The organism is Streptomyces yangpuensis, from assembly GCF_024666385.1.
Taxonomy (GTDB): Bacteria; Actinomycetota; Actinomycetes; order Streptomycetales; family Streptomycetaceae; genus Streptomyces; species Streptomyces yangpuensis.
The window spans coordinates 1-26,099 of the sequence record NZ_CP102517.1 but is presented as its reverse complement, the minus strand read 5'-3'; the positions used below and the strand labels follow the sequence as shown (position 1 = coordinate 26,099).

The window sequence follows — 26,099 nt, the reverse complement described above, 5'->3', positions numbered from 1 at the left end:
GTCAAGGAATGACGTACACCAGCTACTTCAATCGGCTGGAACCCAAACAGCATGAAATTTTCGGCGTCGACCTCGGGCAGGGAGTTTCCCGCCGGACCCTGCTACTCGGCGTGCTCGTATTCACCTCCTGGGACGGGCTGCTGTTCCTATCCATCGGGTTCCCGTCCGTTCAGTGGCTCACCCTCTACCTGCTCCCGCCCGTGATCGTCACGGTGCTGGGAGCGCAGCCGTCGAAGAGCTGCGACCGCCGCGCCGTGCTGGCGACGTGGGTCATCGGCGCGCACTACCAGGTCCACGGACACCGCCCGGTGATCTGCGGCGGCCGGGTCGTCGCGCACCGGTCGGAGTGGATTGCGCGCTCCGCCCGGTGGGAGCGCCACGCCCCGACCCTGACGAGGGCTTTCGGATCGCGGCTGGCGGGCCGGCTGGCAGGCGGGGCGGACACGGAGGCCGTCCCGCCGGCCGGCCCGGCAGTCGAGCTCGCGCACACGGTCCGCCTGTACGGGCCGGACCACATGGTGAAGATCGCCGCCGGGCGCGGCCGGAGGAAGGGGCGGAGCACGTGAGCGTGCTGGGGAAGATCACGACGCTGCTGGGGGTCGGCGGGGAGCGGTCCGCACCGCCGCTGCGGTACGAGGGGATCACGGACGGCCTGGTCCTCACCGACACCGACGTGTGGGCCTGGTGGACGTGCGAGACGTCCAACTCCGATCTGCTGGGCGAGGACGAGCGCGACGCCGAGCAGGCCCGCGCCGAGACCGCGCTCACGTCCGTGCTGGCCGGGATGGACGTGCACCTGCGGGTGCTGTGGTCGCCGTACTCGGCGGACGACTACCGCGCCGAGGCCGCCGAGATGTACCGGGCCGGGAACTGGGAGGAGTGGGCGGAGGACCGGGCCGCCCGCCTCGACCAGATCGCCCTGCCGATCCGTCACGTCCTGCTCGGCGTCCGCCTCGGCGGCCGCCAGCGCCCGGCCGGCCGCCGCATCACCGAGGCCGCCGCCGTCTCGCCCTCGGGGGTGCCCACGCGGGAACTCGCGACCTGGCACGCCGCCGCCCGGCGCCTCGGCCGCCGGCTGGAGTCCTCGCCCTGGCGCTGCTCCGCCGCCACGGTGGAACTGCTCGCCTGGATGGTCACCCGGGAGCAGCACCGGGGCGTGCCGGCCCCGGTGGACGGCCGATCTCTGGTGACCGGTGCCGCGCTGGCCGCGCTGACCCGCGGCCGCGCTCTGCCCTACCCCGATCATCTGCGGATGGTCGACGCTGCCGGCGACGTGGCCGCGTGGGTGGCGGTGCTCCCGATGGTCTCCTTCCCGGAGCGCATGCTGAGTCCGGGGCCGGGGGAGTGGCTGCGCATCCTGGCGGAGGTCTCCTACCTGCCCCCCGACGACGAGGACCAGGGCGACATGGTCGGCCGGCTGGCCCCGGTGAGCCCGGAGGCGTCCGTACGGCTGCGGGTCCTGCCCAAACGGCAGGCCATCGCGCGGACCGACGAGACCGCGAAGCTGGTGCGTGAACAGACACGTTCCGCCAGCACGCACGCCATCGGTGACCCCGGGCAGGTCATCACCGACGCGGGCGAGGCCATGGCGGAGCTGCGCGCCGATCTGGAGCGCGAGCACCTGTCCCTGGTCGAGGACCACCCCCGGCTGGTCGTCACCTCCACGGTCAGCCTGGAGGACCTGCGGGCCCGGGTGGACGCCGTGTCCGCCCACTACGCGGACCTCGGCATCACGGTGCAGGTCGGGGTGGACGAGCAGCGCGCCCTGTGGCTGGAGACCTGGCCGGGAGACCGGGTGCGGGTGCCCGACCTCGGACACGTTCGCGACACGGCCGCCATGGCGGGGGCCTGGTGGTGGGGCGGGGCCCGGGTCGGCGCCGACCACGGTCCCGTCATCGGCTACTTGACTGGCTCGACCCCGGGCGTGGTGCGCCTGCCACCGCTGGCAGACGGCCGCGACGCGACCACCGTCGCCTACATCGGCCGCTCCGGGAAAGGCAAAACCACCGCCGGCATGATGATGGCGCTGGAGGCCGCCCACGCCGGCGCGTGGGTGCTCGCGCTCGACTTCAAGGGCGACCTCGGCGGCCTCACGGCCGCGGCTGACCGGTACGGCCTGCCGTCCCGGCTGGTGCAGATGAGCCGCGCGCATGCCGGGGCCGCCGACCTGATCCCGCTCCTGGCCGAGGCCGGCCGCGACGCCGCCCGCGCCGAAGTGCCCGCGCAGCTGTCGCTGGTGACCCCGGCACACCTGCGGGCAGCCGGCGCGGAGGTAGCTCTACAGGCCGCCACCAACGCCGTGATCAGCAGCTCCCCGAACCCCGCGACGTGGCAGGTCGTCCAGCACCTGCGCGACTCGACTGACCCCGTGGCCGTCGCGACAGGCGAAGCACTCTACGAGCTGTCCCAGACCCCGCACGGGGCTCTGTTCATGGGGCGCCCGGAGCCCGGCGCCGTCCCACCGCTGAACACGCAGCCGGGCGTATGGGTGGTTCAACTCCCCGGCCTGTCCCTGCCCGGCCCCGGTGAGGAGCGGGAACGGTGGACATCCGTACAGGCCCTGTCCGTCGCGGTCATGCACTCGATCCTGGCCTACGGGGTCACCACCGCCGGCCGGCCCGACCTGCGCACCCTCGCAAAAGTGATCATGGTTCCCGAGGTGCACGTGCTTACCGGCACGGTCCAAGGCCGGCACTTCCTCGACTACATCGCGCGCGTGGGCCGCGCCCTCGGCGTCAGGTTCGGCCTCGACACACAGGACGCCACCGGGCTACTGCTGCTCCCCGGCGTCATCGAGCAGCTAGCCATGGTCATCGGTTTCCAACTCACCAGCGCGCCACAACAGGACGCCCTCGCGGAGCTGCTGGGCCTACCGGTCAGCCGGGAGACCCGCGAACGGATCCGGTCCCTCGCCGACGGCGACGGAGACGAGACCCGGCACGGCCACTCGATCACCCGCGACCAGAGATTCGGCGCCGCAACAGTCCAGTGGGACGTGCCCACCGCCGAACTCCTCGACCTGCTCGACACATCCCCCCGCGCCGCCGAGGACACGGACGCCGAGGCTGCCCACGACGGAGTGCGCGTATGACCGCCCGACCCCGAACCGCCGCTCTCGGCCTGGTCCTGCTCGCCGCCCTGGCCGCCGGCTGCTCCGGCACCACCAGCGAGAAGAACACCGACCCGACGCCGGCCGCGGACCCGTCCGCCACCGCAGCCGACCGCGCCCGCACCTACATGCGGGCGGTGGTCGCCGACGACTGGACGACCGCCTGCAACCTGATGTCCGCCGCCGAACGCACGCCCTGCCACGGCCGACACCCCACCCCCGAGCCGGCGGACCCGTCCGGCCCGGCGATCGGCCCCGTCCTCCTGGACCGGCCGCCCACCCGCGTCCCGGCAACGTCCAACCACCCGGCGGGATGGGGCGTGATCACCACCCACACCGTCACCTGGCCCGGCAAGCCGGCCCGCACCAGCTACACGGCCCTGCGCATGACCGAAGCCGGCGGTACCTGGTGGGTGGAGCAACGCGAGGACGTGGCCGACTCCGACCTGACGTACTCCGGGGACCCGGCCGCCTCCGCCCTGGGCCGGGTGACCGGATGAGCCGGCACCTGCCGCGCGGCCGGACCCTCGCCCTCCCCGTCATGGCGGTGCTCACCACCCTCGCCGTCACGGCCGGAGCCGCGCACGCCGAGACCGTCGACCCGGACGGGGTGGGCGGGCTGCTCCCCACCCCGGCCGCCCCCACGGGCGGCGGGACGATGTACGAGACCTACCCGCACCTGCTGACCTGGCGACTCGACAAGGACTACGGGCAGTTCGACTTCCTGGACCCCGCCCTGCACATGATCGCGGACGTCCTGCTCGTGCTGCTGGTCACCATCGGCTCCGCCGTCTCCACTCTGGCCGGCTGGACCTTCGGCATGACCGACCTGCCCGAGGTGCAGGGCCCGCTGACGCAGGCAATCAGCGGCAGCGCGGGCGCGGTGATGGTCGGACTGTTCCCCTCCGCCCTCGCAGTCGGCGGCCTGGTGGCGTTCCTGCGGGCGCAGCGCGGCGACGGGGGCGGGTTCACCGACCTGTCCTGGGTGCTGGTCTCCGCGGTGGCCGCGGCCACCCTGCTCACGGCGCCCCAGGTATGGGTGGACGGGGTGAACTCCGGCCGCATGCTCGGCACCGAGGTGGCCATGTCCGCGACAGATGCCGGGATCGGCTCGGCCGGCGGCGGGATCGAGAAGACCCCATTCGCCCTCGGGCACACGACGACGTACCCCGGGGACGCCTCGGACCGGGTGGCCCGCCGAGCCACTGACACCGTGTGGCGGGTCTACGTCGGCGTCCCCTGGTGCCTAGCCGAGTTCGGGTCCATGAAGCTCTGCCAGGAGCACGGGCGGAAGGTGCTCGACCTCGGCACCGACCTGGAGAAACGAAAGGAGTACCTGCGGGAGCACCTGGACGACGAGGACGTCGGGGCCGAGTCGCAGTCCTACCGGCAGGGGCACCGTCCCCTGGAGCGGGCCGGAGTCCTGGTCATCGCCGCCCCCGTCGCCCTCCTTTTCGGGCTTCTCTTGATCGTCCTGCTCTTCGGCAGCATCGCGGCGATGATGGCCGCGCTGTTCCTACTGGTCGTGGGGCCGCTGTTCGCGGCGCTGTGGGTGATCCCGGGCCGGCCCCGCCAGTGGGGCGTGCGGTGGGCGGACGCCCTGGTCGGCGTCGTCATGCAGTCCGCGATCACCACCCTGACCGCCGGCTCCGTGATGATCATTCAGATGGTCACCGCCCTCGCGATGCCGACGTACGGGTGGATGGGATGCTCGGCCCTCTCCATCGCGGGCGCCATCAGCGCGTTCAAGTACCGGAGCATCCTGACCGGCATCGTCGGAGGCGCCGGCCCCGCGGGCGGAAGCGGTGCGGGCGCGCTGCTCGGCGCGCTGGCCACCCGCAGCCTCAGCCGTCAGGCCGGCCGCGTCCTGCGGACCCCGGGCCGCATCTCGCGCCGGCTCGGGGACGCGGTGGAACGCCGCCACCGGCCGCCCGTGCAGCCACGGCCCGGCCTGCCCCGCCCGCCAGCTCCTCCGCCCCCGCCCCCGCCGGCAGGCGGCCGCCCGCCTCGCCCCGGCTCGGGTACGGGCCCCGGGCGCGGCACCGGACCGGGCGGCACCGGACCGGGCACCACCCTGGCCGCGGCCGGCCGCCGCACCGCCCGCACCACCGCGGCCGGGGCGCAGCGGGGCCAGGGACAGCAGACCCCGGTGCGCTCGTCCACTACGCGGACCGTCCCCCCTCCGTCCGGACAGGGGCAGGGGCAGCAGACCCCGGTGCACTCCCCGACGGCCCGGACCATCCCCGCGCCGACCACCCCCGTTAGCCAGCAGCTGCCCGGCGGGCCCATGCGGATGTCGACCACGGCGAGGAGCACCCCCAATCGCACCCAGGCCGGCCGCAAGGCGACGCAGCCACCGGCACCCAGCAGCCGACGTGCCCAGCCCCCGCCGCCGCGCACCCCACGGCTGCGCACCGGCCGCCGCGTCCCTCCGCCCCCGTCACGCGGATGGACACAGCCGCCCCTGCCTCAACCGCCCCCGCACACCTGAAGGGAGGAGTGACAGCCCATGGCCAAGCGCCAACGCGCCGACGATGAGCCGACTCCCGACTGGCGGGCGCTCCTCGCCGCCCTGCCCGACCAAGACGACGAACCGCCGCCGGGCACGTCCCGCCGGCGGTGGCGCCGTACCCGCCGCCGAGCCGCCCGCCGACAGCGCGCGGCGGCCGTCACGGCCGTACGCGCACGCCCCGTGCACCCGGCCGCGCTGCTCCTGGTCGTGCTCCTAGTCCTGGTGCTCGGCGTCCTCGCCCGGTGCGGGGGCCGGCCCGGCCAAGGCGACGACCGCCCACCCGCCGCCGCACCTTCGGTCACTCGGACGGCCGCGCCCGCCCCTCCGGCGGCCCCGTCCGTCCCGGCCGACACCGAGCCGGACGACGTCGCCGCAGCATGGACGCGCGCCTACCTCAGCCGTGACCCGCTGACGGATCAGACGCACCGGGCCAGTGTCCGGCGTGCGGCCGCGTGGGCGACGGAGGACCTGACCCGCAACCTCACCGAGCACACCCCGGCCGGGTGGGGGCGACAGGTCAGCCGCGGGGAGGCGACCCGCGTAACCGACGTCGCCGTCCGCCCGGCCGGCACCGACTTGCCTCCCGACAACGCGGCCCAGGTCTGGCGGCTCGCCGCCGCCGAGGTGGAAGTGGCCGGGGACGAGAACAGCCGGCGCACGGACACACTGCGGGTGGAACTCACGCGCACCACCGCCGGGTGGCGGGTATCTCGGGTGCTGGGGGTCTGAGTGGACGTCCGCGACGTCGCCGAGGCCGCCGCCACCCGGGCCTCCGCACCCTTCCTCGCCAAGGCAGGCTGCATCGGCGTGGCCCTTGCGCTGATCGGCATGCTCGGCCTCGGCGCAACCACTCTGATCGCCGGAGCAGCGAAGAAGGCCGCCGACGGAAAGAACAGCGGCAGCGGCGGGTGCGAATCTCCCGGCCTCCCCAACATGAACCCCGGGAAGGTTCCAGCCGCCATCCTCGCCCAGCAGATCTATCACGCGAAAATCATTGACGAAGTGGCACAGAAAAGGGGCCTTCCCGGCCGGGCCTCGCTGATTGCGCTCATGACTGCTCTACAGGAAAGCGGCCTCCAAAACCTGAATCACGGCGACCGAGATTCGCTCGGCCTGTTCCAGCAACGTCCCTCGCAGGGCTGGGGAACCCCGGCAGAAATCACCAACCCACCTGTATCCGCAGGTCTGTTCTTCGGCGGGAACAAAGGCCGCCCGCCCGGGCTGGTCGATATCCCGGCGTGGCCGATGCTGGATCCCGGACGCGCGGCACAGCGGGTACAGCTCTCCGCCCATCCCGAGCTGTACGCCACCCGCCGCGGTCAGGCCGAAGGCATCGCCCGGAACGCCGGCATCAACCTGGAACGGCTCGGATCCGTGACAGGTCAGCTCCCGGAGTGGGCACAGCCGACCGCACCGGGCGAGACGGCACCGGGAGAGTGCACGCCCACCGGCGAAACGCCTGCCGGAGCACCCTTCCATGACGCCGCCTCCGACTGGCCTCAAGAAGTGAAGAACCGCCGCAGCACGGAAGCTGCGATCGCATGGGCGAAAGAGCAACCCGACTTGAATCAGAAAATTTGGTACCGGCGGTGTCTGGAATTTTCTGCACGAGTCCACGGATGGCGAGCCGCAGGCGTGACCTCGGCAATCACCCACTATCGCGTCATGCCTGCCCACATGAAACACCCGGGATCACGCGATGTTCCGCCCGGCGCGCTCATGTACTGGGAGACAACAAACCCCCATGGGCATGTATCGGTATACCTCGGCGACGGAATGATCATCAGTAACGATGTGGCTCGACCCGGATACGTCGACGTAATCCCTGCATCGGATATCGAATCCAAATGGGGCGGCCGCTATGTCGGTTGGGCGCCCCCCTATTTCCCGAAAGGGGCATGAGATGCACAACCCGGGCAACGTCCCCGCGACGCCGGTGTACGCGCTGATGATCCGTTCCGCCGAGGAACACGGGCTCGCCCTCACCCTGGACGGGGAGCAGATCGCCACCGGCTCCGACATCACGGCCCTGCGCGCAGGAGGGCTGTCTGAGCTGCGCGTTCGGGCGGCCCTGGCGGGGCGGCCCGTACGCGCCCGCGCCGTCGAGTCGGCCTCCCCCATCCCCTGGAACATGATCGTCTGCCCGGACGGAACCGTGCTCGACGTCGCCGAGCACCCCCCAGCCCCCGCCCCGGTGGAAGGACGCCCCGCACCACCCGCGCCCCCGACCCCCGCCATCGCCATGGCTTCCCCGGCCCCGGCGGCCCTGCCCGCGCTCCTCGAATCCGACGCGTACCGGAAGATGTGGGCGGCCGTGTGGGCCGCGCACGCGGAAGGGGACCTGCCCACCGCGGTCGCCCTCGCCTACAAGCTGGAGACCGCCCTGGCCGGCTGGTTCGGCGAGGACGCCGCCACCATCACCGTGCTGACCGCCCGGGCCTGGCTCACCCTCTGCCAGCGCACCGACTGGTACGGGACCACGGAGCTGCTCATCACGACCGCCCTGCGCTGCCAGGCGGCCCGGTACCGCCCCGAGGCCGACACGATCCGTACGGCCCGCAACGCGCATGCCTGCTGGCACCTGCTCCGTAAGGAGTCCCCGGAGAGGGCCGCCGACCTCGCGGACTGCCTGGCCGACATGCTCGCCATCCTCGGCGAGGACTACCGCCGCCGCGACGTACTCGCTTGCACCGCAGCGGTACCCGCTTCCGGCTGACCGGACGTGCGATCGACGCCCGGAGGCCGGGTGTCGCTCGTCCGAGGCGGTTTCGAGGCGGGGCCGTGTCGCATCTGCGGGCCCGGCATTGACCGGGCATGACCACGATCAAGCGCGCGGCGGTGGCCGCGCTGGCAGTGGTGGCGGTGGCGGCGCCCGCCGCTCCCACCGCCACGGCCGCCCCGACCTACCGGTGCGCGAGCAGTACGAAGGACATTGACGACAGCGGCTATGACGGGCCGTGGCCGGACAACTGGAAGGTCACGGTGAAGACGTGCGCGGCCCGGTCCGGCGGCACCGTGTACGCGTACGCCGAGGTGAACTGGGACGGCCCGGCGTTCCGTGAGGTGGACGACCCGACGATCTTCGACGGGGCCAAGCTGCGGTTGCAGATCAAGCAATCCCGCCAGGGCACCGACCCCGTGGTGGTCGAGCGTGATTTCCCTGGGCTCGAGGAGCGGCTGGAGGACAGCACGTCCAACGCGAACTACGACGGCCACTACCGAACGCCGACGATCAGCCACCGAGCCGGCCGCGGAGCGCTGGGGGACTCGGTGCTGTTCCTGGACTGGCACGGCGACGGACACGGCTACCAACGCCACGACTACACCGGGTCCCCGACCGTCTGACCTGTGATCAGTCGCCGGAGGAAGGCACGTCGTCCTGGCCGTGGGCAAGGATCGGCGGCAGTACCTCGGCGGCGTCGCACACGGTGCAGGCCGTCGTGCCGGGGCGCGCGAGTGCGTCGAGCGCCTGCATCGTGCCCAGTGGGTGCGCGCGGTCGGTGGCGTTCCGGCAGCCCTCGGCGTGAACGGTGGCGGGCCGCCCGTGGGCGCGGCCGTCGAGCAGCCACGCCCACCGGGTCGGCGTCGAGGTGCGGGTACGGGGGTGGGCGGGGATACGGCCGAGGTCGACCCCGGGCAGCGGGCGAAGCTGCTCGGAGGTGACCCACGTGCTGTACTCGGCCGGCTCGACCCCGCCCCCGGCGGCTGTCTGCCAGAGGGGGACGCCGATGCGGTACATCCATAGGCCGGAGTCGAGCTGCTGGCGCTCGTAGAGCAGTACGCGCCCGATTTCCTGTCCGTCGGGGAGGAGCAGCGTGATCGGTGCGGGTGGTGGTGCAGGTTCGGTCACGGTCAGGGGCGGGCGAACTGCTCCTGCCGTGCCTGCTGGCACGACGTGCAGAGCGGGTTCCCACCCACCCCGTAGCGGCACGTCGAGGTGTGGCACCGGGCGCAGGGGCCGGTCTGGCTGGGAGCCCAGGTGACGACCTGCGGTCGGGGCTTGGTGGTGGTCTGCTCGCTCATGCTGCTGCCTCCCCTTCCGCCGGTGCGGAGGTGTGGGTGCGGGCGGCGCGCCGCAGCTCGACGCTGCCGGCCCGCCAGGCGGCGGGGGCCGCCCAGTAGGGGTGGGTGCACAAGGTTCCGGAGAGGGCGATCAGCCGGCGCCGCAGCACGGTTGTACCGGCCCCGGCCTGCGCGAGCTCGGCGTACGTCTGCTGCCACGCCCCTTGGAGCGTGATCAGGTCCTCGGGGTAGCGGAACGGGGGTCTCACACCTCCAGTGAAACACGTGTTCGATTTTCTCCGCGAATGCCACGCTCCGGTTATCGGCCGTAGGTCTGGTGGCAGAGCGCGGCCACAGCGGGGCTGGTGACGCCGTGCGCGGCGCGGCACAGCTCCATCATGTCCGCGGCCCCCGCCCCTGGGGCGCGTACCGGGTGGTGCGGTGCGGGTGTACGGCTCGGCCCCTTCGCCTTCCTGGGCTTGGGCTTGGCGGCGAGGCGCACGACGGGCCGGGGCGGGGTCGTCCGGCGCGACCGTACCGGGCCTTCGGCCCGGCGGTCGGGAGCCCGCCGGGCGGGCTGAGTCTCGGCGGCCGCCTCCCGGGCCGCGGGCGCGGGACGGGCCGGCGCGGGAGCACGGCCGGCCTCCGGAACGGCGTCGGCCGGACGTGCGGCCGCAGACTCGGGCAGGGGAGAGAGGGGTAGCGCCGCTTCCGTGTTCGGCCGTGCGGGCCGGGGGTCGACTGGGTGCCTGTGGTCTTCCGGGACCGTGACGGGCGAGGCCCCGGCGGGCTGAGTGGGTGCGGGGTGGACGGTGACGCATCCCGGGGCCGCGAGCAGCGCGACAAGGAGCAGAGGAAGGGACCAGCGACGCATGCCGTCACCGTGCCGCACACGCCCCGCAGGAAGCCTTAGACGGGCCCGCTGCGCCCCTCGGATGGATGATGCGACGGCTGTCCTGCAGGGCCGCCTCCGGCTGGTTTGGCGGACCCTGGAAGAGGGGGCCGACAGCCGTGAGGGAGGCCCCGTGACGCTCAGACCGCCGGTGGAGCCGATGCTGGCACAGGCCGCAGAAGCCGTGCCGGGCCCGGCAGCTTTGCGGGCGGGAGTGGCGTACGAGCAGAAGCTGGACGGCCACCGGGCGCTGCTGTTCACCGCGGCCGCCCCCGGCGGCACCGTGCTGGTGCAGACCCGTCGCGGAGCGCTGGTCCAGGACCGATGGCCGGACCTGGTGGCAGCCGCCGAGGCACAGTTGCCGCCCGGCCTGGTCCTCGACGGCGAACTGGTCGTCTGGGACACCGAGGCCGGCCGGTTGTCCTTCGAGGCGTTGCAGCGCCGGGCCGCCACCCGAGCCCGCGGCGCCCTGGCCCTCCCCGCGAAGTGGCCGGCCTACTTCGTCGCCTTCGACCTCTTGCAGCAGGACGGCCAGGAGCTCCTCACGCGCCCGTACGCCGAGCGGCGCGCACTGCTGGAGAACCTGTTTTCCGAGCACGCCCTGACGGCCCCGTGGACGCTCTGCCCGCAGACGACGGACCTGGCCAAGGCACGGGAATGGCTGGAGTCCTGGACGGACGTGTCGGGCGTGGAGGGGATCCTGGTCAAGCCCCTGAACGGCCGCTACCTGCCCGGATATCGCGGTTGGACCAAGATCAGAAGGCGGGACACCACGGAGGCGATCGTCGGCGCGATCACCGGCACCCTGACCCGCCCCGGCCTGCTCGTCCTCGGCCGCCACGACCAGGACGGCCGGCTGCGCGCGGTCGGCCGGACCGTACCGCTGCGCCCGGACGCCGCCCGCCAGGTCGCCGAGCACCTCACCGCGGCCGCGCCCGGACACCCGTGGACGGGGGCCAAGTTCTCGGCGACGTGGGGGAGCCGCGACGTCCTCGACACCACCCTCGTCCACCCCGCCCTGGTCGCCGAGATCAGCGCCGACCGCGCCATCGACCACGGAGGCGTCTACCGCCACCCGCTCCGGTTCCAGCGGATCCGGTTGGACGTGAGGGCGGAAGATGTTCCCCGGTTCGGGCAGGGTCCGGCCGCGGCGACGGGCTGAGCGTAGATCGTGAGGTCGGGTCCCTTCTCGGCGTGCCGTGGCGGAGAGGCAGGCATGATGGTTGGCCTTCGAGTCCGAGCGAGGTGAGGTGTCCGGTGGGGGTTCTGGCCGTGCAGGTGTTGGCTGTACTCGTGGTCCTCGGGGGAGGGGCTGGTGTGCTTCATGAGTGGGGGGCCGCACACTTCCGGGCCGCCTTCACGTACTTGGGCTTCACCGGTGTGGTGGGCGGCGGACTACTGATCTTCCCTGGTGAGGCTGTGGACGTCTTGGCAGCGCTGACGGCGTAGATCCGCCGCTTTCGACGCCGGCCGGGGCCGTGACCGGCTCTGTGATCAGAATGGGCTTTCTGGGCCGTCACCCAAGGGGTGACGGCCCTTTCGCATGCCCGGTATCGGCTCCCCGGCAGAGCACCCAGGGCGTCGCCGGAGTCCCCCACAGGAGTGAATCCGGCCCTCGCGTACGCGTAGGCGACTTGTGCGGTGCGCCTCCAACTCGCCCTGAAATCAGGGCTATTGACAGTAAACGGGATCTTTCGGCATGTTTCGGGCGTGGCCTGGTGGTCGGGCCGTCTCGGTGTGGTTGGGAGTGGGGTTGATGGTGCGTTCGGCGCGTGAGGTGTTCGACGAGGGTCAGGCGGCGGGCCGGCTGCGGGTGCCGGTTGCGGCGTGGCGGTGGGCGACGGGTTCGGGTCTGGTCCCGGTGGCGGATGTCGGGCCGGGCCGGTGGTCGCGGCAGGTGGTGGAGGCCGCCGACCCGGAGGCGGTGCGGGCGGCGCTGCGGGGGATCGAGGCCGGGGTGGCGGCGGACCGGCTGACGGAGGCCCTGGGGGTGCCGCTGCCGATCCTGCGGCCGCGGGTGACGGCTTCGGCGGTTGGCCACCTCGTCCGTGCCGGCCTGCTGGTCTACCTCGGCGGGGACCCGCAGTTCCCCGTCGTCCATCCGGATCAGGTGGCCGCGCTGGCCCGCCGGCGGGACCTGCCCGCGCTCCTGGACCGGCACGTGCCCCTCGGCCCGGACCAGGCCGCGGTGCGCCTGGGCGTGCGCCGCAGTGACTTCGACCGGGTGGTGCGGCTTGGCTGGCTGGCCCCGGTCGCCACGGTGGAGGTCGACTTCAAGCGGCAGGGCGGGGTGACCACGGTCCCCCTGTACGACGCCCAGGAGATCGCGCTCCTGGAGGTGGTCCGCCCCTTCGTGGACTGGCGGGCGGTGCGCACCGCCCGGGCGGGCCGCCGCTCCCCGCTCGCCGCGCTGGACCCGTCCCCGGGGTGGGAACAGGTGCTGTTGGCGGAAGTCGCGCGGATCGCCAGGGTGGGCCGGGCGGCGGTGGTGAACTGGCGCCGCCGGCACGACGACTTCCCCGACCCGGTGGCCGGCGCGGACGTGCACCCGCAGTTCGACCGCCGCGCGGTCGTGGCCTGGCTCCTCGCCCACGACAAGATCGAAGTCCCCACCGGACCGACCATCGCCACGCTCGTGCTGGCCGCGGCCGGCGGCGCCTCGCACCGGTTCCGCCTCGATGACCCGTGGCTGCACCTGGCCGACGACGCCGGTGGCGAGGACACGCTGTCCGGCTGGTCCACCGACGACGACGCCGACGCGATCGCCGCCCTGGCGGCCGGGGAGTTCGGGGCGTCGCTGCGCCGGCTGACCGCGCCCGGTGCCGGCCCGCTGGCGGTGCCGGGCGAGGTGCGGGTGATCGACCGCTTCCGGTCGGGGTCGGGTGGCCTGCGCCTGGCGCTGGCCTGGCCCGCCGGCCTGCGCGGCACCGCCGCCCCGAGGCCGGCGGGCGGGGTAGTCCGCCACGGGGTCGCGTACGCGGGTGCGGGCGAGGCCTGCGTGTGCGCGCGGCACGACTGCGGCGGCGTGGTGCCGGTGTCCTGGTGTGCTGAGCATGGCGATGCGGTGGGGCCGGTGTTGGAGTGGCACCCCGGCGGCGGGATCCGCTGCACCGACCTGTCCCGTCGGGCGGACGGATAGAGAATCACAGGTCAGTGTCATGATCCTGAGCTTCGACGTCAGGTTTCATGTACGTCTCGTCAAATGGAACTTGACGACGTGTCGGTTAGGTCGCAATCATGTAGGCATGAGTTCTTCTGACAAAGCGACGTCGGCCCCGGCCGCTGCAGGGTCGGCCGGCCGTGTGCCTGCTGGCGAGTACGTCGCAACCGCGCGTCGGCTGGCGGAGATCTCCGCAGACCTGCAGCGGCTGTCAGTGATCGCGGAGCGCATCCGCGGTGTTCCGTGGGAAGCGATCGGCCAGGCACACGGAGGCCTGTCCCGTGCGGCGGTTCACAACCGGTACGCCCAGACGGTCAAGGCGTGGGAGGAGGAGCACCCCGGCGCTCCCGATGAGCAGTTCACCGTCGTGGATGTGCAGCTCCAGGGTGCGTACGCCGAAATTGATCTTCTGTTGGAACGGCAGCGCGAACTGTCCCGCCTGTCGCACGTCACCGCCTCGGTTGCCGAGAGGCCGACAACCGAGCCGACTGCGCTGTATGAGCACATCTATCGGTTGCGTGATGGCGATCGGCAGTCCAGAGACCATGACGTCGCTTCCCGGCTGGCCCGTGAGTCCCGCCAGCAGGGCAGGGAGGACACGACGGAGGATCCGCTCGATCGCGCAAACCTTGCGAGGCTGCTGCGGGAGTCCGGGCACATCAGTGCTGTGACCGGCCAGCCCTTGACGGGCAACGAGAGCTGGGTGAGGGGGCAGCATCGTCCGCCGCTGCTTCCGCAGGGGCGTAGGGCGCCGGGGCTCGAAGCGCGGGTCGCCGCCCTGGAAGAGGCGGTCGAGCGGCTCATGGCCGAGAGGGAGCGTGACTCCATCACCTGATGAAGAACTCCACCGACCTCTGGGGAGCTTGTGGTGGGCGCATCCAGAGGCCGGTGGACGAACCACCAGCGCAAGATCACCGAAATGTCAGATCACCTTGTAGGAGGTTCTAGTGGCATCGATTATCCAGCACGGCACCGTCGAGCGGGAGGAGGGCCCCTCGCGAATCGCGATCGCTCTGGTGCTCCTGGCCGTGGGCTTCCTCGCCGGGTCCTACGCGGCGAACCCTGCGGAGTTCATCGTCACGGTTGATGTGTTCGCCCAGTCCGTGTACGACGGCGCCGTCCAGTGGGGGGTAACTGTGGTTCTGACCGCCGTTGCCAGCTGGTGCGTGGGGCGCAAGCGCGCCAACCGCTAGCCCTACGAGCTGGCATGATGCGACGGGGCCGCCCAAAGGCGGCCCCGCGGTCATTCGCTGCCACCATCAACGCTCCGGCGTCCACATCAGGAGCAACCGCTACGGCCATGGGCCGCGGCGTTCTACCGTGGCGGGTAGCACCCGCGAGGAGGAGCCGATGAGCGCCCAGCCCGACCACACACCCGCCCCCGCCGCCCCGTACGCGCCCGCGCCCGGCGCCCCGGCCGAACTCCTCGCTCAGCTCCGCGCGGACCGACGTGCCGAGCGGTGGGTGCCAGCGTTCGAGCGGGAGTGGGCGGCCGCCTTGGAGGAGTCCCGTCGGACGTTCTCCTTGACCACCCTCTACGAGGTCGTGCACGTCTGGCAGGCCCGCCTCGTCTCCGCCCCCGCGGTCGACGCCTTCGCGGCCTCCGGCCGCGACGACAGCGGGTTCGTGGACATGGCCGAGCTCCGCGGCCGGCGGCGCCGGTGAGCCTGCCCCTGTACGCGGTCCGCCTCTCCACGCCGGCCGCGAAGGTTCTCGCCGAACTCCCCGAGCACGCCGAGGACACGGTCTGGGACCTCCTCGACGCCGCCGCGACCGACCCGTGGGGCTTCCGCCAGTGGGACCCCGACGACCCCGAAGGCGACGACGTCCGCATCGCGTCCGCCGGCCGGCTGTCCGTCATCTACTTCGCCAACCGCATGCTGCGCCACCTGTCCGTCCTGGACATCGTCTGGCTTGGCTAGATCCCGGCAGGTCGCCTTGACCGCACCGCGGACGAGGCGCAGCGCGCCGCTTCCGGACGTGAACGTCGGGGTGAGCACCAGGTCCGATTGCTGACCCGCTCGGTGCCCGTCGTGCGCGTAGCAGCTGGCCGACGGTGAGAGGCCCGCTCCCAATGAGGGGGCGGGCCTTTCGTCGTGCCCTGCCTCGTCGCCGGGCGGTGGGGCACCTAGGGGCCGCTGCTGACGAGGTGTCGGCGTCGCAGGGCGGAGGCTTCGAAGGGGGGTAGTTGGTTCCGGCCGTGGTGGAAGACGGGTTTGGCGATTGCCGGTAGAGGGGGTGGGACTACTGGTTCGGCCGGTGCGGCGGGTGGCCCGGCTGCGGGTTGGACTGCGGTTTGGGCCCCGGGGGGAGGCTCTGCTGGCGGCCCCGGACGGGTCCGGGGCCTGAGGGCGGCGTTCCTCTCCGTGCGCCGGGGTGGGCTGGCGGGGTAGTTGCGGGCCACGGTCAGAGGGTCCTGCTGCTCGTGGTCTTCCTCGACGGTTCGAGTCGCGGAGGGGACCGGTGCATCGGTCTGCTGTCCGGGTTCGGACAGCAGCGGGTCCGCGGCGAGGAGCAGGGAGAGCAGCAGGCCGGTGGAGCTGTCGCTGAGGATTTTCGCGGCTTCCAAGAGCCGGTGCTTCTGAGCCACCGGTAGCGAGAACGCGACCGAGCCGGCCCGGCCGCCGAAGCCGAGCGGCACCGCCACGCAGACTTCCTGGTCGGAGTATTCCAGCAGGTCGAACTGCAGGGCGTGGGGCCCGTTGGTGTCCAGGGACCTGAACAGGTCGGGGAGGTCGGTGATGGTCCGGGTGGTGAGCGGGACGGTGCGCCACCGGGCAAGGTGGTCCATGCGGCTGTCGAAGTCGAGCTGATGCAACAGGCTCTTGCCGACCGCACTGGCGTGCGCGGTCGCCTTGAAGTCGACCCACTCGTGAACCTTCGGTGCCCCAGGCCCGTCCGCGTACTGGTTGATCGCGATCTCACCGCCGGTGTAGGTGCTGACGTACACGGCGGCACCCGCCGCATCGCGGAGGCTGTTCAGACCCCGAACGAGGAGGCTCTCGGGCCGGGACGCGGCGTCGCGGCGGCCCATCAACCCCAGGATCGGCCCGGGGGCGAACGAGCCGTCGGTCAGGCGCAGGACCAGGCCCTGGCGGCACAGCCAGAACAGCACCCGCTCCAACACCTTGCGAGGGAGGCTGGTGCGGCTGAGGATCTGGCGCGTGCTCACGGGCCCACCGCAGGAGCCGATCACGTCCAAGACGTCCAGGACCCGCAGCGCCGACTCCCACTGGCGCGGCGGCGGGGGCTTGGGCGTCTGCTGCGCGAGCGCGGTGACACCGGGCGAACGCAGAGCCAGCGGCGTGAACCCCTTCTCCGGCACATACCTCGCGCGTACCGGTTCCGGAGCTGCGGCTCGCCGGGTACGCGGGCGCGGCAGAGCCGGCCGCAGGACCGCGAGCGCCTCCGCAACGACAGGGGCGAACTGCGGATCCTGCCACCCACCTACACCATCACCCGTTACGGTCGCGACCGGACCCGCAGCCGCGCGCACGCCCTCCTCCGTACTACCCGCGGCCGTGCTGGCGGTTTCCTCGGTCGTGGAGGGGACGGACCAGCCGCTCTGCTGCAGCAGCCGCTGCGCGTCTGCGTGGCCAAACCGAGCCGCGTCCATCACGGCCGCGACGACGTCCTGCCCCCGGCCCACCCGGTCGCTAACATCCTCGGCGGTTCTCCACAGCACGACGGCCAGACGGAACGCCGCCCCTGGATGCCGCTCGGCACGTGCCCGCGTCAGCCAGGCCACCGCCCTCTGCCAGTCCTGGCCGCGCAGCGCCCTGCTACCCAGGCGGTAGCAGGAGTTTGCATGCTGGCGCCGTTCCAGGGCCCCTGCTCCGACCAGCAGCCCCCAGTTCCCGTCAGGGCGGTCCCAGTAGTCCTTCGGTCCCTTCGGTTCGGACAGTACGGCGGCGAACCCGTCCGGGGCGTACTGCCCCCGACGTGTGCCTCGGCCGCTGTCATTCCTGCTCACGTCAGTCACCTGCGTCCTCTTCCCCGCGCCGGCTCTTCCTCTGGTGTGCTGGACGGATGTGGAGTTGGACCTCGTCCATGGCACGCATCTCCCTGGCGGCCTTGCTGCTCAGGGACCGGACCTGTTCACGCGGGAGTTTCAGGTCGACTGCGATGCTTTCATCCTCCATTCCCTGAATCTGTGCTTCTGCCACTGTTCTACGCTTTGTTCGCTTCATCCTGCCCACGGCCGGGAGCACGATTTCAGTGGCCGGGTCGATCGGGGTGTGCACCTCGTGCCCGCGCACCACCCGCTCATCGACCAGCGGAAGAAGGTCGCAGTCGTCCAGGGGGCGCTCCGGGGAGCGGTAGGAGTCGATGGCCAGGTTGCGCGCCACCCTCTTCATGTACGGCAGGGGCGAGCGTCCCGCCTTGTTCCGGCCCTCCATCCACACCCGCAGCGTGCGCTCCATCGCCTCCTGAGCCATCTCCTCCCAGTAGTCGGACAAGTCCGGGAACTCGGACCGCAGCGCTACGAGGACCTTCTGCCGGTACTCCTCGCAACTGGTCTCGAAGAGACGGATCACCTCCAGACGGCGGCGGAGGCCTCCGTCCCCAGCACCACCTACCACCGGCCACCCTCCTCTCGGCCGGCATCCGGCAAGGCAGCTATCGCCCAGACCGTCAGCCGCCCGCCACCGGGCGGCTCGTACTGCACGACGACGGTCCGCTCACAACCGCACGGCGTGCGCTGCGCCGGTGCGTCCGCGCCGTGCGAAGGCCTTCGGCGCCTCTTGCGCCGGTGGGGACCTGCATCCCAGGGCCGGCCGGACGCGGCGAGAACCGCGTGGGACAGGCCAGCCATGGCCGAGATCAGCTCGACCCAGTCCGGGGGTGTCAATTCAGGCTCCAGCTCTTCCTTCTCGACACGACGACGCGTACCGCGCCACGTGACTAATACGGAGAGAGCTGCATCTCGTTGCCCGCAGACTGAGAGTGATCACAACTGCTCGAAGATGGCGCCACCGGCGCCCTTCTTGATCCCGCCCCGGCTCATGCGCGGGTGACGGTGGTGGGGTCGGTGTGCCATTCGCGCCCGCCGTGTTCGGGGGAGATGAAGGCGACGGGGCGCCGGGTGCGGTTGTGGGGCGGGTCGGAGGGGTCTTCCCATGCGGGGTCGATGTCCCGGAGGATCCCGGTCCGGCCGTAGGCGTCCTGGACGCGGTGTCCGATGTCGTTGCGGTCGATCATCCAGGCCCCCGTCTCAGGTGTGGGGGTGGTGGCGGATGTCGACGTTGCAGTCGGACACTCCGGACAGGTCCCCTACCCGCCGGCGCACAGCCCGTCGCGCTGCTGCGCCACAGCAGCGCGGACACCCCGGGACGGGTGCGGGGTCGAGCCGGGGAAGTGTCACGTGCACCGCGGCGCCCTGGCCTCCGCCGGGTGCTCCGGGCTTGCTGTCGTACGTCATGCCGTCCACCGCTCCTCGCCGCCTGCACGGCGTCCTCGACGTGCCCCCTGCACGCATACCGTCGGTGATCTGATGTCTCCTCACCAGGGGCATCGGTAGGGGCAAGATGGGGTGATGGACCTGGGGGACTTGATCAGAGACCTGCGTACCGCGCGAGGATGGTCGCAGGGCAGGCTGTCCGATCAGATCAACGCCCGGTACGGGACGGCCCTGACTCGTGAGTACGTCTCCCGGTGGGAGCGCGGCGCGGTGACGCCGGGTGCCTACTACTTGCGGTGCCTGTCCGTGGTGCTGGACGTGCCCCTGGCTGTTCTGGAGGGTCAAGTGGACAGGCGTGAGTTCCTCACCGATGCGGCCGGCGCCGCGATAGCCCCTGTGGTGGCCTCCGACCTCCTCACCGCGGGCTTCGCCGCCCGCCTGACCGGCGGCCCGACGGTGGAGGCGTGGGAGGCGAAGCTGGCGGTGTACGGGACGCAGTACATGAGCCTGGGCGCGGCCGACATCCAGCGCCGGGTCAGCGCCGAGCTCGTCACCGTGCAGCAGCAACTCGACACCCCCCGCCTCTGGTCCGTCGCCGCCCGCCTCATGACCTTGTACGCGAAGACGTTCCCGGGCTCGGACGGGGCGAAGGCGGTGCACTGGTACCGGATGGCCGCGAAGGCCGCCGACGCCTCCGAGGACCTCGACACCCGCGTCTGGGTCCGCGGACGGGCCGCGATCGCCCTCGGCTACGAAGGCGCCGCCCTCCCCCTCGCGGACGTCTTCGCCGACCAGGCCATCGCCCTCAGCGACCGCCCGTCGCTCGGGCTGCTGAACGCGGTCTTCGGCAAGGCCCACACCGCCGCCCTCCGCGGCGACGACACCACGGCCCGCCGGCTCCTCGCCGAGGGCCGGCGGATCTTCGACCGGGCCGGCTCGCACGAGCAGACCTCCGACTACGCCGTCCCCCACTGGCGCCTCAACGTCTTCATCTCCCTGCTCGCCGCCCGCCTCGGCGACGAGACCACCGCCGCCGCGGCCCAGGACACCGCGACCGCGGAGCTCCCCGCCACGCTGCCCCGGTTCGCGACCCACCTGCAGATGCACCGCGGCCTGATGCTGGCCCGTGCCGGCGACGTCGCCGCCGGTACCGCGTACGCCCGCGCGGCGCTGGACACCCTCCCGCCGGAGAAGCACTCCCTGACCCTGCGCCTGCTCATGACGGAGGTGGAACAGGCTTAGGTGCGATGTGGGGTGGCGGCTCGGGTTGGGCGAGTCTGACGTGCTCCGGAGCGGCGCCCGTGGCCGCACGTGGCGGCGTCAGGTGGTCAGGGCAAAGAGATCGACAACCGCGCGTCGGCAGGACTGCTGATCAAGCTAGGGTCTGGCTCAGCCCGTGCCGATATGGCGTGCCCGGGTGAGGCCCGGGGCCCAGAGCGCTCTGGGGGCAGCAGTACCCCCGGGCCGCCCCCCAAAGCCGACTGCCATCTGTGTTGCCGGTGTCCGGCGTGGCCCTCCGGCGTTGGGCAGGGCATGGAGATGGTGGAGCGGCTCCCGTTCGGGATGCGGACCCCGGTCGCGGTGACGTACGTCCGGTGCGCCCCGTGCGGAACGCTCGGCGAGCTTGTTCTCGATGGCGGCCGGCTGGACCTGGCGGTGCGGCGGGCCGGTGATCACGTCCGCGCGATGCACCCGGGCGCTGACGTTGCCGCGCTGCTGCAGATCGGGCCGGACGTCGCCTATCCGCCGGCTGACTGCGCCGACGTCACCGAGTGGGTGACGCAGTACAACGCCCGGAACGCGCCGGATGCCCGAGGCCCGCGGTAGCGCTAGAGCTGCGCCGTACGTCTGCTGTGATCACGGGAACAGGTTTGTCTGGTGGAGAGTCGCCAGGTCAGGGGCGTTTTGGGTTCAGGTAGGTGCGGATGTCCTGGCAGAAGTCGCGTAGCTCCTGGCTGGGCTGCGAGTACCAGGGCTCTCGCCCTTCTGGGTTCTCGGGGATTTCGAAGACTTCGGTGAGCCAGCGCTGCTTGTCTCCGCGGGGCACGTCGGGTACCCAGCTCTCGAGCTCACCGCAGGGGACCAGGAAGAGTCCGAGGCGGGCCGACGCGGTGACGAGGCGCTTCGCCGCCTTGTATGCGTCGTTGCTTCCTGCCAGATGCTTGACACCGCTCAGCTTGAGATCGTCCCAGCCCGACGACGAGGCAATGAGCTTCTTGACCTCGGCTGCCACATGGGCGGGGAGAGCCCACTCGCCCCGCTTCTTCTCGAGCAGCGTGCTGATCGTTTCTCGGAACGCCTTGATCGTGATGGTTTTGACGTCTCTGCCGGTGTACTCGTTGAGGGTCTTCACGTCGCTGGCGAGGCTCTGCAGATCGGTGTGACGAGCGTTCAGCGCTTCGAAGGCGCGGCGTGCGACGGTCTTGTCGTTCAGGAGATCGAGGTCAGCGATGACTGCTGTGGGAATGCCGCACTCGCGCAGTCGGCGCGCGGTGTCGGCGAGGCGGACCTTCCCGTTGGTGTGCAGGAAGTGCGTGTTCTCGGGCTTGGAGTCGTCGTTCGTGATGTCGAAGGTCGCGGCGTAGAACTGGCAGTCCCCCTCGGACTCGCAGAGCACGACGCGGTCGTGGAAGAGGCCCGAGACGATGTTGGAGTAGCGCAGCAGCGGGGTGCGCAGGAGCTCGCGGACGATGCCGGGTTCGAGAATCTTTGCGCTGGGAACAGCTGCGCTGCGGTCGAGGCGGACGAGCGCGAGTTCGCGGTCGGTTTCGGCGTCGAGCACGCCGGCGAGGAAGTCCGCGCTGTGGGTGGCCACGAAGACCTGGGACGGGCCCGACAAGCTCGCCAGCATCCGCCCGAGGAGGCGTGCCTGAGGGGGGTGGAGGAAGGCCTCCGGCTCGTCGATGATGACCACGGGTGTGGGGCGGATCATCGTGTGCAGCAGGATCTGAGTGAAGGCCTTGAACCCGTCTCCCTGCTCCCGGACGTGCGGGAGCGCGCGAAACGCGGCGATCACCTCGGGAGCCGGCGGCAACGTGACCTCGGTGACCTTCGGATCGCCGACGCGCAGGGCGATCGTCGGACCGCCGCAGCGGTCGACAACGACGGGCTCGTTGAATGCCCGCTCCATCAAATCCGAGAACGCCTTCTCCCGCTCAGGGTCTTCCCAGAGCTGTTGAACGGGTGAGTTGCCTGGGTCTGCGGGGTCCCACAGGCCGTCTTCCGCTGCGACGTGGAGCCGGTCGTCCGTCCACTGCGCCGAGGTGAGAAGGCCCAGGAAGCTGTCAAGGTGATCGCGTTCCCACCAGTCGCTGAGCGAGTTCTCAGGCATTGATTGGCCGGGGCCTGTGCGGAAGTGGGCGGCGTCACCGGCTTGCGGAGACCAACGCCTGATGCCCCGTTCTGTGAGCCAGTTCAGGAACTCCGCTCCTGTGCCCTCGCGGGTGCACCGGACACCGCTTTGCTGGATCCAGCGGAAGTTGCCCGTCACCGTGCGGCCGATTTGAGTCGAGAGCTCCCTGAGGAGGAGGGACTTGCCGCAGTTGTTGGGGCCGATGAACAAGGTCATCCCGTTGGTGGGCGGTGTGACCGTGACGCCTCCGACGAGGCTGATCTGAGAGACGGAGAAGGAGACAGGCACAAGACCCCCCGGCACTTCAGCACCGCGCCGTTGCGAGCGCTGTTGGCGCGGCAGCCTACCTGCCCAGTGGTCTCCGAGTGGGGCGGTTGCGGTTGACCACACGCCTCCCGTCACCGGCCCGAGCATCTCCTGAGAGGTAGGCGCGCTTCGCACCATATCGGTACGGCAACTAACGCATGCCATATGCGTAATGTGCATGCGGCATGCTATAGTTGCATGCATGATGGGTGTTGAGGATCTCCTCAGGCTCACGGTTGCAGCGCTGATGTCGCGCACCGGTGAGCGCCAGAATGACCTCGCCGACGGGCTCGGCCTGTCCCAGGCGCAGGTCTCACGCAAACAGGCGGGCCGGCAGCACTGGTCGCTCGAGGACGTCGACCGTCTCGCCGCGCACTTCGGCCTGCACTACCTCGACCTGCTGGCCGGCCCCACCCACGCCGTCGGCGTCCTCCACGGGGCAACTCCCGCCCTGCGCCCCGCGGACGCCGTGGCGGCGCCCGCGACAGCCGCGCAGCCAGCCCCGGCCGCTCTGTTCCCCTCCGCGCCCCTGCCACCCGCTGCGCCCGCCCCCGCGGTTCCTGAGGCTTCTGCGGCGCCCGCGGTTCCTGCGGCGCCGGTGGGGGCCTGTGTGCTGTGCGGGCAGCCGACCGGAGACGAGCTCGAAGGCTTCCCGCAGCACCTGAGTGCCGAGGAGTGCGCGGCCGCCGTTGCCGCAGCGAACCCCACCCCCACCGCGTCCACCCCCGCCCTGGTCGCCGCCCCCGCCGCGACCACTCCCGCCGTGGTCTCGCCCCCCGCCCCGGCCGCGGCGCTCCCCGCCGGTTCCGCCGAGCCGGCGGAGCCGGTCGTGCAGCCGGCCCAGACGGCGCCGTCCCCTGCTGTGCCTCCGGCGTCAGCACCCGCCCCTGCGCCGGAGCCCGCGGGCCCGGCACCGGTCCCTGCTCCGGCCCCGGAGCCGGCCCCAGCGAGGCCGCGGAGCCCGCGTACGTACGCGTCGGAGGACCTGATCGGCCGGATCACCGATCGCGTCCACGACGTCCTCGCCGAGCACGCTGGCGACGTCGACGCCGCGCAGGCCGCACTGCTGAAGGTGGCGATCCCGGATGTGATGGCCCTGTTGAAGGCCTCCCGGGTCGGCGGCCGGTACGAGCACTCGGAGTTCCCGCCGACCGCGGAGATCCTGCGGAAGCGCTCGCAGAAGGGCGCGGACGAGATCTGGGAGGGCCGTCCGAAGTGGCGCAACCCCGAGCTGGTGGCGGCGGCGAAGGCCGGCGCGAAGCTGGAGGTGACGGCTCTGGACATGAACGCCGCCTACCTCAGCGCGCTCAAGTGCTGGCTTCCGATCGGCCAGCTCCGCGAGGACACCACCGGGGTCCACGACCCGAAGAAGGCCGGCGTCCACCTCATCACCCCAGCCTCGTGGGAGCACGCCGACCTCCCGAACCCGCTCGGCAACCGGATGGAGCCGGGGGAGTTGTGGGTCAGCGAATCCACCCTCCGCCTCCTCCTCGACTGCGCCCGCCAAAACCTCACCGACCCCCCGACCATTCACCGCTCCCTCGTCTCCGGCGCCACCGAAGGACTCCTGGAAAAACTCCGCCGCGCCCTCGCCGAAACGCGTAAGACTGCTTTGGCTGAGGGTGACGAATTGACCGTCGCCTACGTGAAAGCCATGTATTCTAAATTGGTATCGACCGTCGGTGAGTCGACTGCGAACCGTGAACTGCGACGCCCGGACTGGATGCACATTATCCGGGCGAAAGCATTCGCGAATCTGTGGATGAAGGCCAATAAGGCCCACAAGGCCGGATTGCAGGTCGTGGAGATTTCCGGCACGGACGAACTCCACGTGATCGGTGACTGGCGGCAGGTGTTCGCCGAGGGCCGGGACCTGAACCAGGTGAAGGAAAAGAACACCTACCTGCTGGGGGGTAAGCGCTGATGGCCGGTTCCGAGGACCTGTGGGCCCGCTGGGGCGACTGGGGCAAGCACGACGCCCGTGGCATGAAGGGCGGGGAGGCCCTGATCCTGGAGCTCAACCGGATCGTGCACTCCTCCGGCATCGTCTCGCCCGTCACCTCCCGCCGCGGCCTCGCCGCACGCCTGCGCTACCTCGACAGCCCCGCCGGCCGCGAAGCCCTCGCCGAACAGGGCGTCACGCCCCGTTCCCTGCGCTCCTGGACGCGCGGGAAGGCCACACCCTCCCCGGCGAGCCGGGAGCGGATCGACGCGGCGTACTGGTGGCGCCGGCGCGAGAACCTGATCCGCTCCGGCTGGCTGGTCCGGCACCTAGACAACGAGGGCCGCGGCAGCCGGATGGAGATCTACCCGGTCGACCAGAGCCACGTCGACTCCAAGTACAGCCGGCCCTTGAGCGACCGCTCGATCACCGTCCGGTACATCTGGCCCGACCTCGTCCAGGCCTGGGCCGACCGCGACGAGGCGATGGTGGACGAGATCTGGGACGACGTCATCACCGACCTCGACTCCGACTACGCGGCCTACGCCTACGTCTCCTCCGTCGGCATCGGCGCCTGACCGGTCACTCTGCACACGACTGCGCCCCGGCCGCACAGGCCGGGGCGCAGTCGTGTGTCCGCGGCGGCAGCTGCACGCCGGAGCGGACCGTTCGCCACCTATTTGGCCGAGGGGTCGGCGATCGGTGTGGTGGTGTTGCTCACAGGCGGGGCCGGCTGTGCGGGGCCGGCCTCGCGCGGTGCGCCGGCCGTGATGCCGGTGCCCAGCAGGAGGTACAGGACGCCGAATGTCGCTGCTCCGGCGGCGATCGCGCCGCCGAGGTCACCCGGGCCGGGAGGGCCGGCGTGAGCACGCCGGGAGCGCTGGAAGACGAAGTACGTCACTAGGACGCTCATCACAAACGCTGCGACCCCTCCGAGGGTCATGTGTACGGTCAACTACGGCCTCCTAGGCCAACTCGGGCCCGCCCTGCCTCGATCCGGCCAGATCTCCCGACAGGGTGGGCCCGCTGCATGCCCCGAACGGGACCGTCCGAGGTGGCTCCAATCAGGCACCAGAAGAGGCCCGTTGCTCAACTGACGGCACCACAGGAAGTTGGCCCCCTACTTGCGCGCCTGAGAGGGTGTCAGCGCAGGTGAGGGGCCTCGTCGCGATACCCCCGAGAGCCGACACACCAGTTGACCGGAAGAGACACATGTCTCACTTGCAGGAAAGAGACAAAAGGCTAGATAGCGGGACATTAACCCCTTAATTTCCTCAGCTGCTCTGCCGCGCCCCCTTGACGGCCCCTGTTCAGGACGCGATCGAAACACGAAGTCGGCACGTTTCTAAGCATAAATGCGGCAAATAGAAAATTGACGCGCGCACCTCCCCTCTGCTGCGCCTAAATTCTCGGGCCCTCCACA

At 71.4% G+C, this 26,099-nt stretch carries 26 protein-coding genes; 18 read left to right on the top strand and 8 right to left on the bottom strand.

The genetic code is table 11. From position 1 onward, the window contains the following. Positions 1-8 precede the first annotated feature (8 nt). From NRK68_RS36500 to NRK68_RS36465, 8 genes are all read left to right on the top strand, one after another. Positions 9-566 carry a hypothetical protein gene (locus tag NRK68_RS36500; RefSeq protein ID WP_257858457.1) on the top strand — a complete coding sequence of 186 codons (558 nt, stop codon included), beginning with the start codon at positions 9-11 and terminating at the stop codon, positions 564-566. Then, a complete protein-coding gene (locus NRK68_RS36495) occupies positions 563-3,091 on the top strand; it encodes an ATP-binding protein (protein ID WP_257858456.1) in 2,529 nt (842 codons plus the stop codon). The genes NRK68_RS36500 and NRK68_RS36495 overlap by 4 nt, the downstream gene beginning before the upstream one ends. Continuing rightward, positions 3,088-3,609 carry a hypothetical protein gene (locus tag NRK68_RS36490; protein ID WP_257858455.1) on the top strand — a complete coding sequence of 174 codons (522 nt, stop codon included), beginning with the start codon at positions 3,088-3,090 and terminating at the stop codon, positions 3,607-3,609. The genes NRK68_RS36495 and NRK68_RS36490 overlap by 4 nt, the downstream gene beginning before the upstream one ends. Further along, positions 3,606-5,600, top strand: coding sequence for a hypothetical protein (locus tag NRK68_RS36485; protein ID WP_257858454.1), 1,995 nt, complete (start codon positions 3,606-3,608; stop codon positions 5,598-5,600). Before NRK68_RS36490 ends, NRK68_RS36485 begins: the two co-directional genes overlap by 4 nt. 18 nt (positions 5,601-5,618) lie before the next feature. Beyond that, positions 5,619-6,350: a hypothetical protein gene (locus NRK68_RS36480; protein WP_257858453.1), complete on the top strand. Its 732-nt coding sequence runs from the start codon at positions 5,619-5,621 to the stop codon at positions 6,348-6,350. Further along, entirely contained in the window at positions 6,351-7,523 is a 1,173-nt protein-coding gene (locus NRK68_RS36475) for a peptidase M23 (protein ID WP_257858452.1), read from the top strand. It begins immediately after the preceding gene. A gap of 1 nt (position 7,524) precedes the next feature. Further along, on the top strand, positions 7,525-8,337 hold the full coding sequence (locus NRK68_RS36470) for a hypothetical protein (RefSeq protein ID WP_257858451.1): 813 nt from the start codon (positions 7,525-7,527) through the stop codon (positions 8,335-8,337). 98 nt (positions 8,338-8,435) lie between these two features. Further along, a complete protein-coding gene (locus NRK68_RS36465; protein WP_257858450.1) occupies positions 8,436-8,966 on the top strand; it encodes a hypothetical protein in 531 nt (176 codons plus the stop codon). A gap of 7 nt (positions 8,967-8,973) precedes the next feature. Here the strand turns inward: NRK68_RS36465 and NRK68_RS36460 are convergent, their stop codons facing one another. From NRK68_RS36460 to NRK68_RS36450, 3 genes are read right to left on the bottom strand one after another with little or no spacing between them, the layout of a single operon-like run. After that, complete coding sequence (locus tag NRK68_RS36460) at positions 8,974-9,471, bottom strand: DUF6233 domain-containing protein (protein WP_257858449.1); 498 nt, start codon at positions 9,469-9,471, stop codon at positions 8,974-8,976. A 2-nt stretch (positions 9,472-9,473) separates the two neighbouring features. Then, complete coding sequence (locus tag NRK68_RS36455; RefSeq protein WP_257858448.1) at positions 9,474-9,644, bottom strand: hypothetical protein; 171 nt, start codon at positions 9,642-9,644, stop codon at positions 9,474-9,476. Beyond that, positions 9,641-9,892 (bottom strand): DUF8825 domain-containing protein, encoded by a 252-nt coding sequence (locus tag NRK68_RS36450; protein WP_257858447.1) that lies wholly within the window; start codon positions 9,890-9,892, stop codon positions 9,641-9,643. The genes NRK68_RS36455 and NRK68_RS36450 overlap by 4 nt, the downstream gene beginning before the upstream one ends. Positions 9,893-10,648: 756 nt before the next feature. Here NRK68_RS36450 and NRK68_RS36445 point away from each other — a divergent pair. The 6 genes from NRK68_RS36445 (at position 10,649) to NRK68_RS36420 (ending at position 15,597) form a co-directional block, all read left to right on the top strand. Continuing rightward, a complete protein-coding gene (locus NRK68_RS36445; protein ID WP_257858446.1) occupies positions 10,649-11,677 on the top strand; it encodes an ATP-dependent DNA ligase in 1,029 nt (342 codons plus the stop codon). A gap of 594 nt (positions 11,678-12,271) precedes the next feature. Continuing rightward, the gene (locus NRK68_RS36440) at positions 12,272-13,654 is read left to right on the top strand and encodes a hypothetical protein (protein ID WP_257858445.1); all 1,383 of its coding nucleotides are present in this window, start codon (positions 12,272-12,274) and stop codon (positions 13,652-13,654) included. A gap of 106 nt (positions 13,655-13,760) precedes the next feature. Next, complete coding sequence (locus NRK68_RS36435; protein ID WP_257858444.1) at positions 13,761-14,510, top strand: hypothetical protein; 750 nt, start codon at positions 13,761-13,763, stop codon at positions 14,508-14,510. Positions 14,511-14,622: 112 nt separating this feature from the next. After that, on the top strand, positions 14,623-14,868 hold the full coding sequence (locus NRK68_RS36430) for a hypothetical protein (protein WP_257858443.1): 246 nt from the start codon (positions 14,623-14,625) through the stop codon (positions 14,866-14,868). A gap of 157 nt (positions 14,869-15,025) precedes the next feature. Then, positions 15,026-15,340, top strand: a complete 315-nt coding sequence (locus NRK68_RS36425) for a DUF6247 family protein (RefSeq protein ID WP_257858442.1) — start codon at positions 15,026-15,028, stop codon at positions 15,338-15,340. After that, positions 15,337-15,597, top strand: coding sequence for a hypothetical protein (locus tag NRK68_RS36420; RefSeq protein ID WP_257858441.1), 261 nt, complete (start codon positions 15,337-15,339; stop codon positions 15,595-15,597). Before NRK68_RS36425 ends, NRK68_RS36420 begins: the two co-directional genes overlap by 4 nt. A gap of 206 nt (positions 15,598-15,803) precedes the next feature. Here the strand turns inward: NRK68_RS36420 and NRK68_RS36415 are convergent, their stop codons facing one another. The 3 genes from NRK68_RS36415 to NRK68_RS36405 form a co-directional block, all read right to left on the bottom strand. After that, entirely contained in the window at positions 15,804-17,648 is a 1,845-nt protein-coding gene (locus NRK68_RS36415; protein ID WP_257858440.1) for an IclR family transcriptional regulator domain-containing protein, read from the bottom strand. A 1-nt stretch (position 17,649) separates the two neighbouring features. Next, positions 17,650-18,213 (bottom strand): RNA polymerase sigma factor, encoded by a 564-nt coding sequence (locus NRK68_RS36410; protein WP_257858439.1) that lies wholly within the window; start codon positions 18,211-18,213, stop codon positions 17,650-17,652. Between the two features lie 466 nt (positions 18,214-18,679). Beyond that, positions 18,680-18,877, bottom strand: a complete 198-nt coding sequence (locus NRK68_RS36405; protein WP_257858438.1) for a hypothetical protein — start codon at positions 18,875-18,877, stop codon at positions 18,680-18,682. Between the two features lie 334 nt (positions 18,878-19,211). Between NRK68_RS36405 and NRK68_RS36400 the strand changes: the two genes are divergently transcribed. Both NRK68_RS36400 and NRK68_RS36395 read left to right on the top strand, forming a co-directional pair. Continuing rightward, a complete protein-coding gene (locus tag NRK68_RS36400) occupies positions 19,212-20,318 on the top strand; it encodes a helix-turn-helix domain-containing protein (RefSeq protein ID WP_257858437.1) in 1,107 nt (368 codons plus the stop codon). Positions 20,319-20,609: 291 nt separating this feature from the next. Then, on the top strand, positions 20,610-20,903 hold the full coding sequence (locus tag NRK68_RS36395) for a hypothetical protein (protein WP_257858436.1): 294 nt from the start codon (positions 20,610-20,612) through the stop codon (positions 20,901-20,903). Positions 20,904-20,970: 67 nt separating this feature from the next. Here the strand turns inward: NRK68_RS36395 and NRK68_RS36390 are convergent, their stop codons facing one another. After that, positions 20,971-22,644: an AAA family ATPase gene (locus tag NRK68_RS36390; RefSeq protein ID WP_257858435.1), complete on the bottom strand. Its 1,674-nt coding sequence runs from the start codon at positions 22,642-22,644 to the stop codon at positions 20,971-20,973. Between the two features lie 292 nt (positions 22,645-22,936). On the opposite strand from NRK68_RS36390, the gene NRK68_RS36865 reads away from it, so the two are divergent. Together NRK68_RS36865 and NRK68_RS36380 are read left to right on the top strand one after the other, a co-directional pair. Further along, the gene (locus NRK68_RS36865; protein WP_308296359.1) at positions 22,937-24,658 is read left to right on the top strand and encodes a helix-turn-helix domain-containing protein; all 1,722 of its coding nucleotides are present in this window, start codon (positions 22,937-22,939) and stop codon (positions 24,656-24,658) included. Continuing rightward, positions 24,658-25,254, top strand: a complete 597-nt coding sequence (locus tag NRK68_RS36380) for a hypothetical protein (RefSeq protein WP_257858434.1) — start codon at positions 24,658-24,660, stop codon at positions 25,252-25,254. Before NRK68_RS36865 ends, NRK68_RS36380 begins: the two co-directional genes overlap by 1 nt. A gap of 98 nt (positions 25,255-25,352) precedes the next feature. Here the strand turns inward: NRK68_RS36380 and NRK68_RS36375 are convergent, their stop codons facing one another. Then, positions 25,353-25,589, bottom strand: a complete 237-nt coding sequence (locus tag NRK68_RS36375) for a hypothetical protein (protein ID WP_257858433.1) — start codon at positions 25,587-25,589, stop codon at positions 25,353-25,355. Positions 25,590-26,099: the final 510 nt, after the last annotated feature.

Excerpts from the sequence above, each read along its gene's own strand:
- NRK68_RS36490 (WP_257858455.1), top strand. The coding sequence starts at position 3,088 with ATGACCGCCCGACCCCGAACCGCCGCTCTCGGCCTGGTCCTGCTCGCC.
- NRK68_RS36375 (WP_257858433.1), bottom strand. The coding sequence starts at position 25,589 with ATGAGCGTCCTAGTGACGTACTTCGTCTTCCAGCGCTCCCGGCGTGCT.
- NRK68_RS36390 (WP_257858435.1), bottom strand. The coding sequence starts at position 22,644 with ATGACCTTGTTCATCGGCCCCAACAACTGCGGCAAGTCCCTCCTCCTC.
- NRK68_RS36480 (WP_257858453.1), top strand. The coding sequence starts at position 5,619 with ATGGCCAAGCGCCAACGCGCCGACGATGAGCCGACTCCCGACTGGCGG.
- NRK68_RS36465 (WP_257858450.1), top strand. The coding sequence starts at position 8,436 with ATGACCACGATCAAGCGCGCGGCGGTGGCCGCGCTGGCAGTGGTGGCG.
- NRK68_RS36400 (WP_257858437.1), top strand. The coding sequence starts at position 19,212 with ATGGACCTGGGGGACTTGATCAGAGACCTGCGTACCGCGCGAGGATGG.
- NRK68_RS36865 (WP_308296359.1), top strand. The coding sequence starts at position 22,937 with ATGATGGGTGTTGAGGATCTCCTCAGGCTCACGGTTGCAGCGCTGATG.
- NRK68_RS36395 (WP_257858436.1), top strand. The coding sequence starts at position 20,610 with ATGGAGATGGTGGAGCGGCTCCCGTTCGGGATGCGGACCCCGGTCGCG.
- NRK68_RS36425 (WP_257858442.1), top strand. The coding sequence starts at position 15,026 with ATGAGCGCCCAGCCCGACCACACACCCGCCCCCGCCGCCCCGTACGCG.
- NRK68_RS36500 (WP_257858457.1), top strand. The coding sequence starts at position 9 with ATGACGTACACCAGCTACTTCAATCGGCTGGAACCCAAACAGCATGAA.
- NRK68_RS36380 (WP_257858434.1), top strand. The coding sequence starts at position 24,658 with ATGGCCGGTTCCGAGGACCTGTGGGCCCGCTGGGGCGACTGGGGCAAG.
- NRK68_RS36435 (WP_257858444.1), top strand. The coding sequence starts at position 13,761 with ATGAGTTCTTCTGACAAAGCGACGTCGGCCCCGGCCGCTGCAGGGTCG.
- NRK68_RS36405 (WP_257858438.1), bottom strand. The coding sequence starts at position 18,877 with ATGATCGACCGCAACGACATCGGACACCGCGTCCAGGACGCCTACGGC.
- NRK68_RS36470 (WP_257858451.1), top strand. The coding sequence starts at position 7,525 with ATGCACAACCCGGGCAACGTCCCCGCGACGCCGGTGTACGCGCTGATG.
- NRK68_RS36440 (WP_257858445.1), top strand. The coding sequence starts at position 12,272 with ATGGTGCGTTCGGCGCGTGAGGTGTTCGACGAGGGTCAGGCGGCGGGC.
- NRK68_RS36455 (WP_257858448.1), bottom strand. The coding sequence starts at position 9,644 with ATGAGCGAGCAGACCACCACCAAGCCCCGACCGCAGGTCGTCACCTGG.
- NRK68_RS36485 (WP_257858454.1), top strand. The coding sequence starts at position 3,606 with ATGAGCCGGCACCTGCCGCGCGGCCGGACCCTCGCCCTCCCCGTCATG.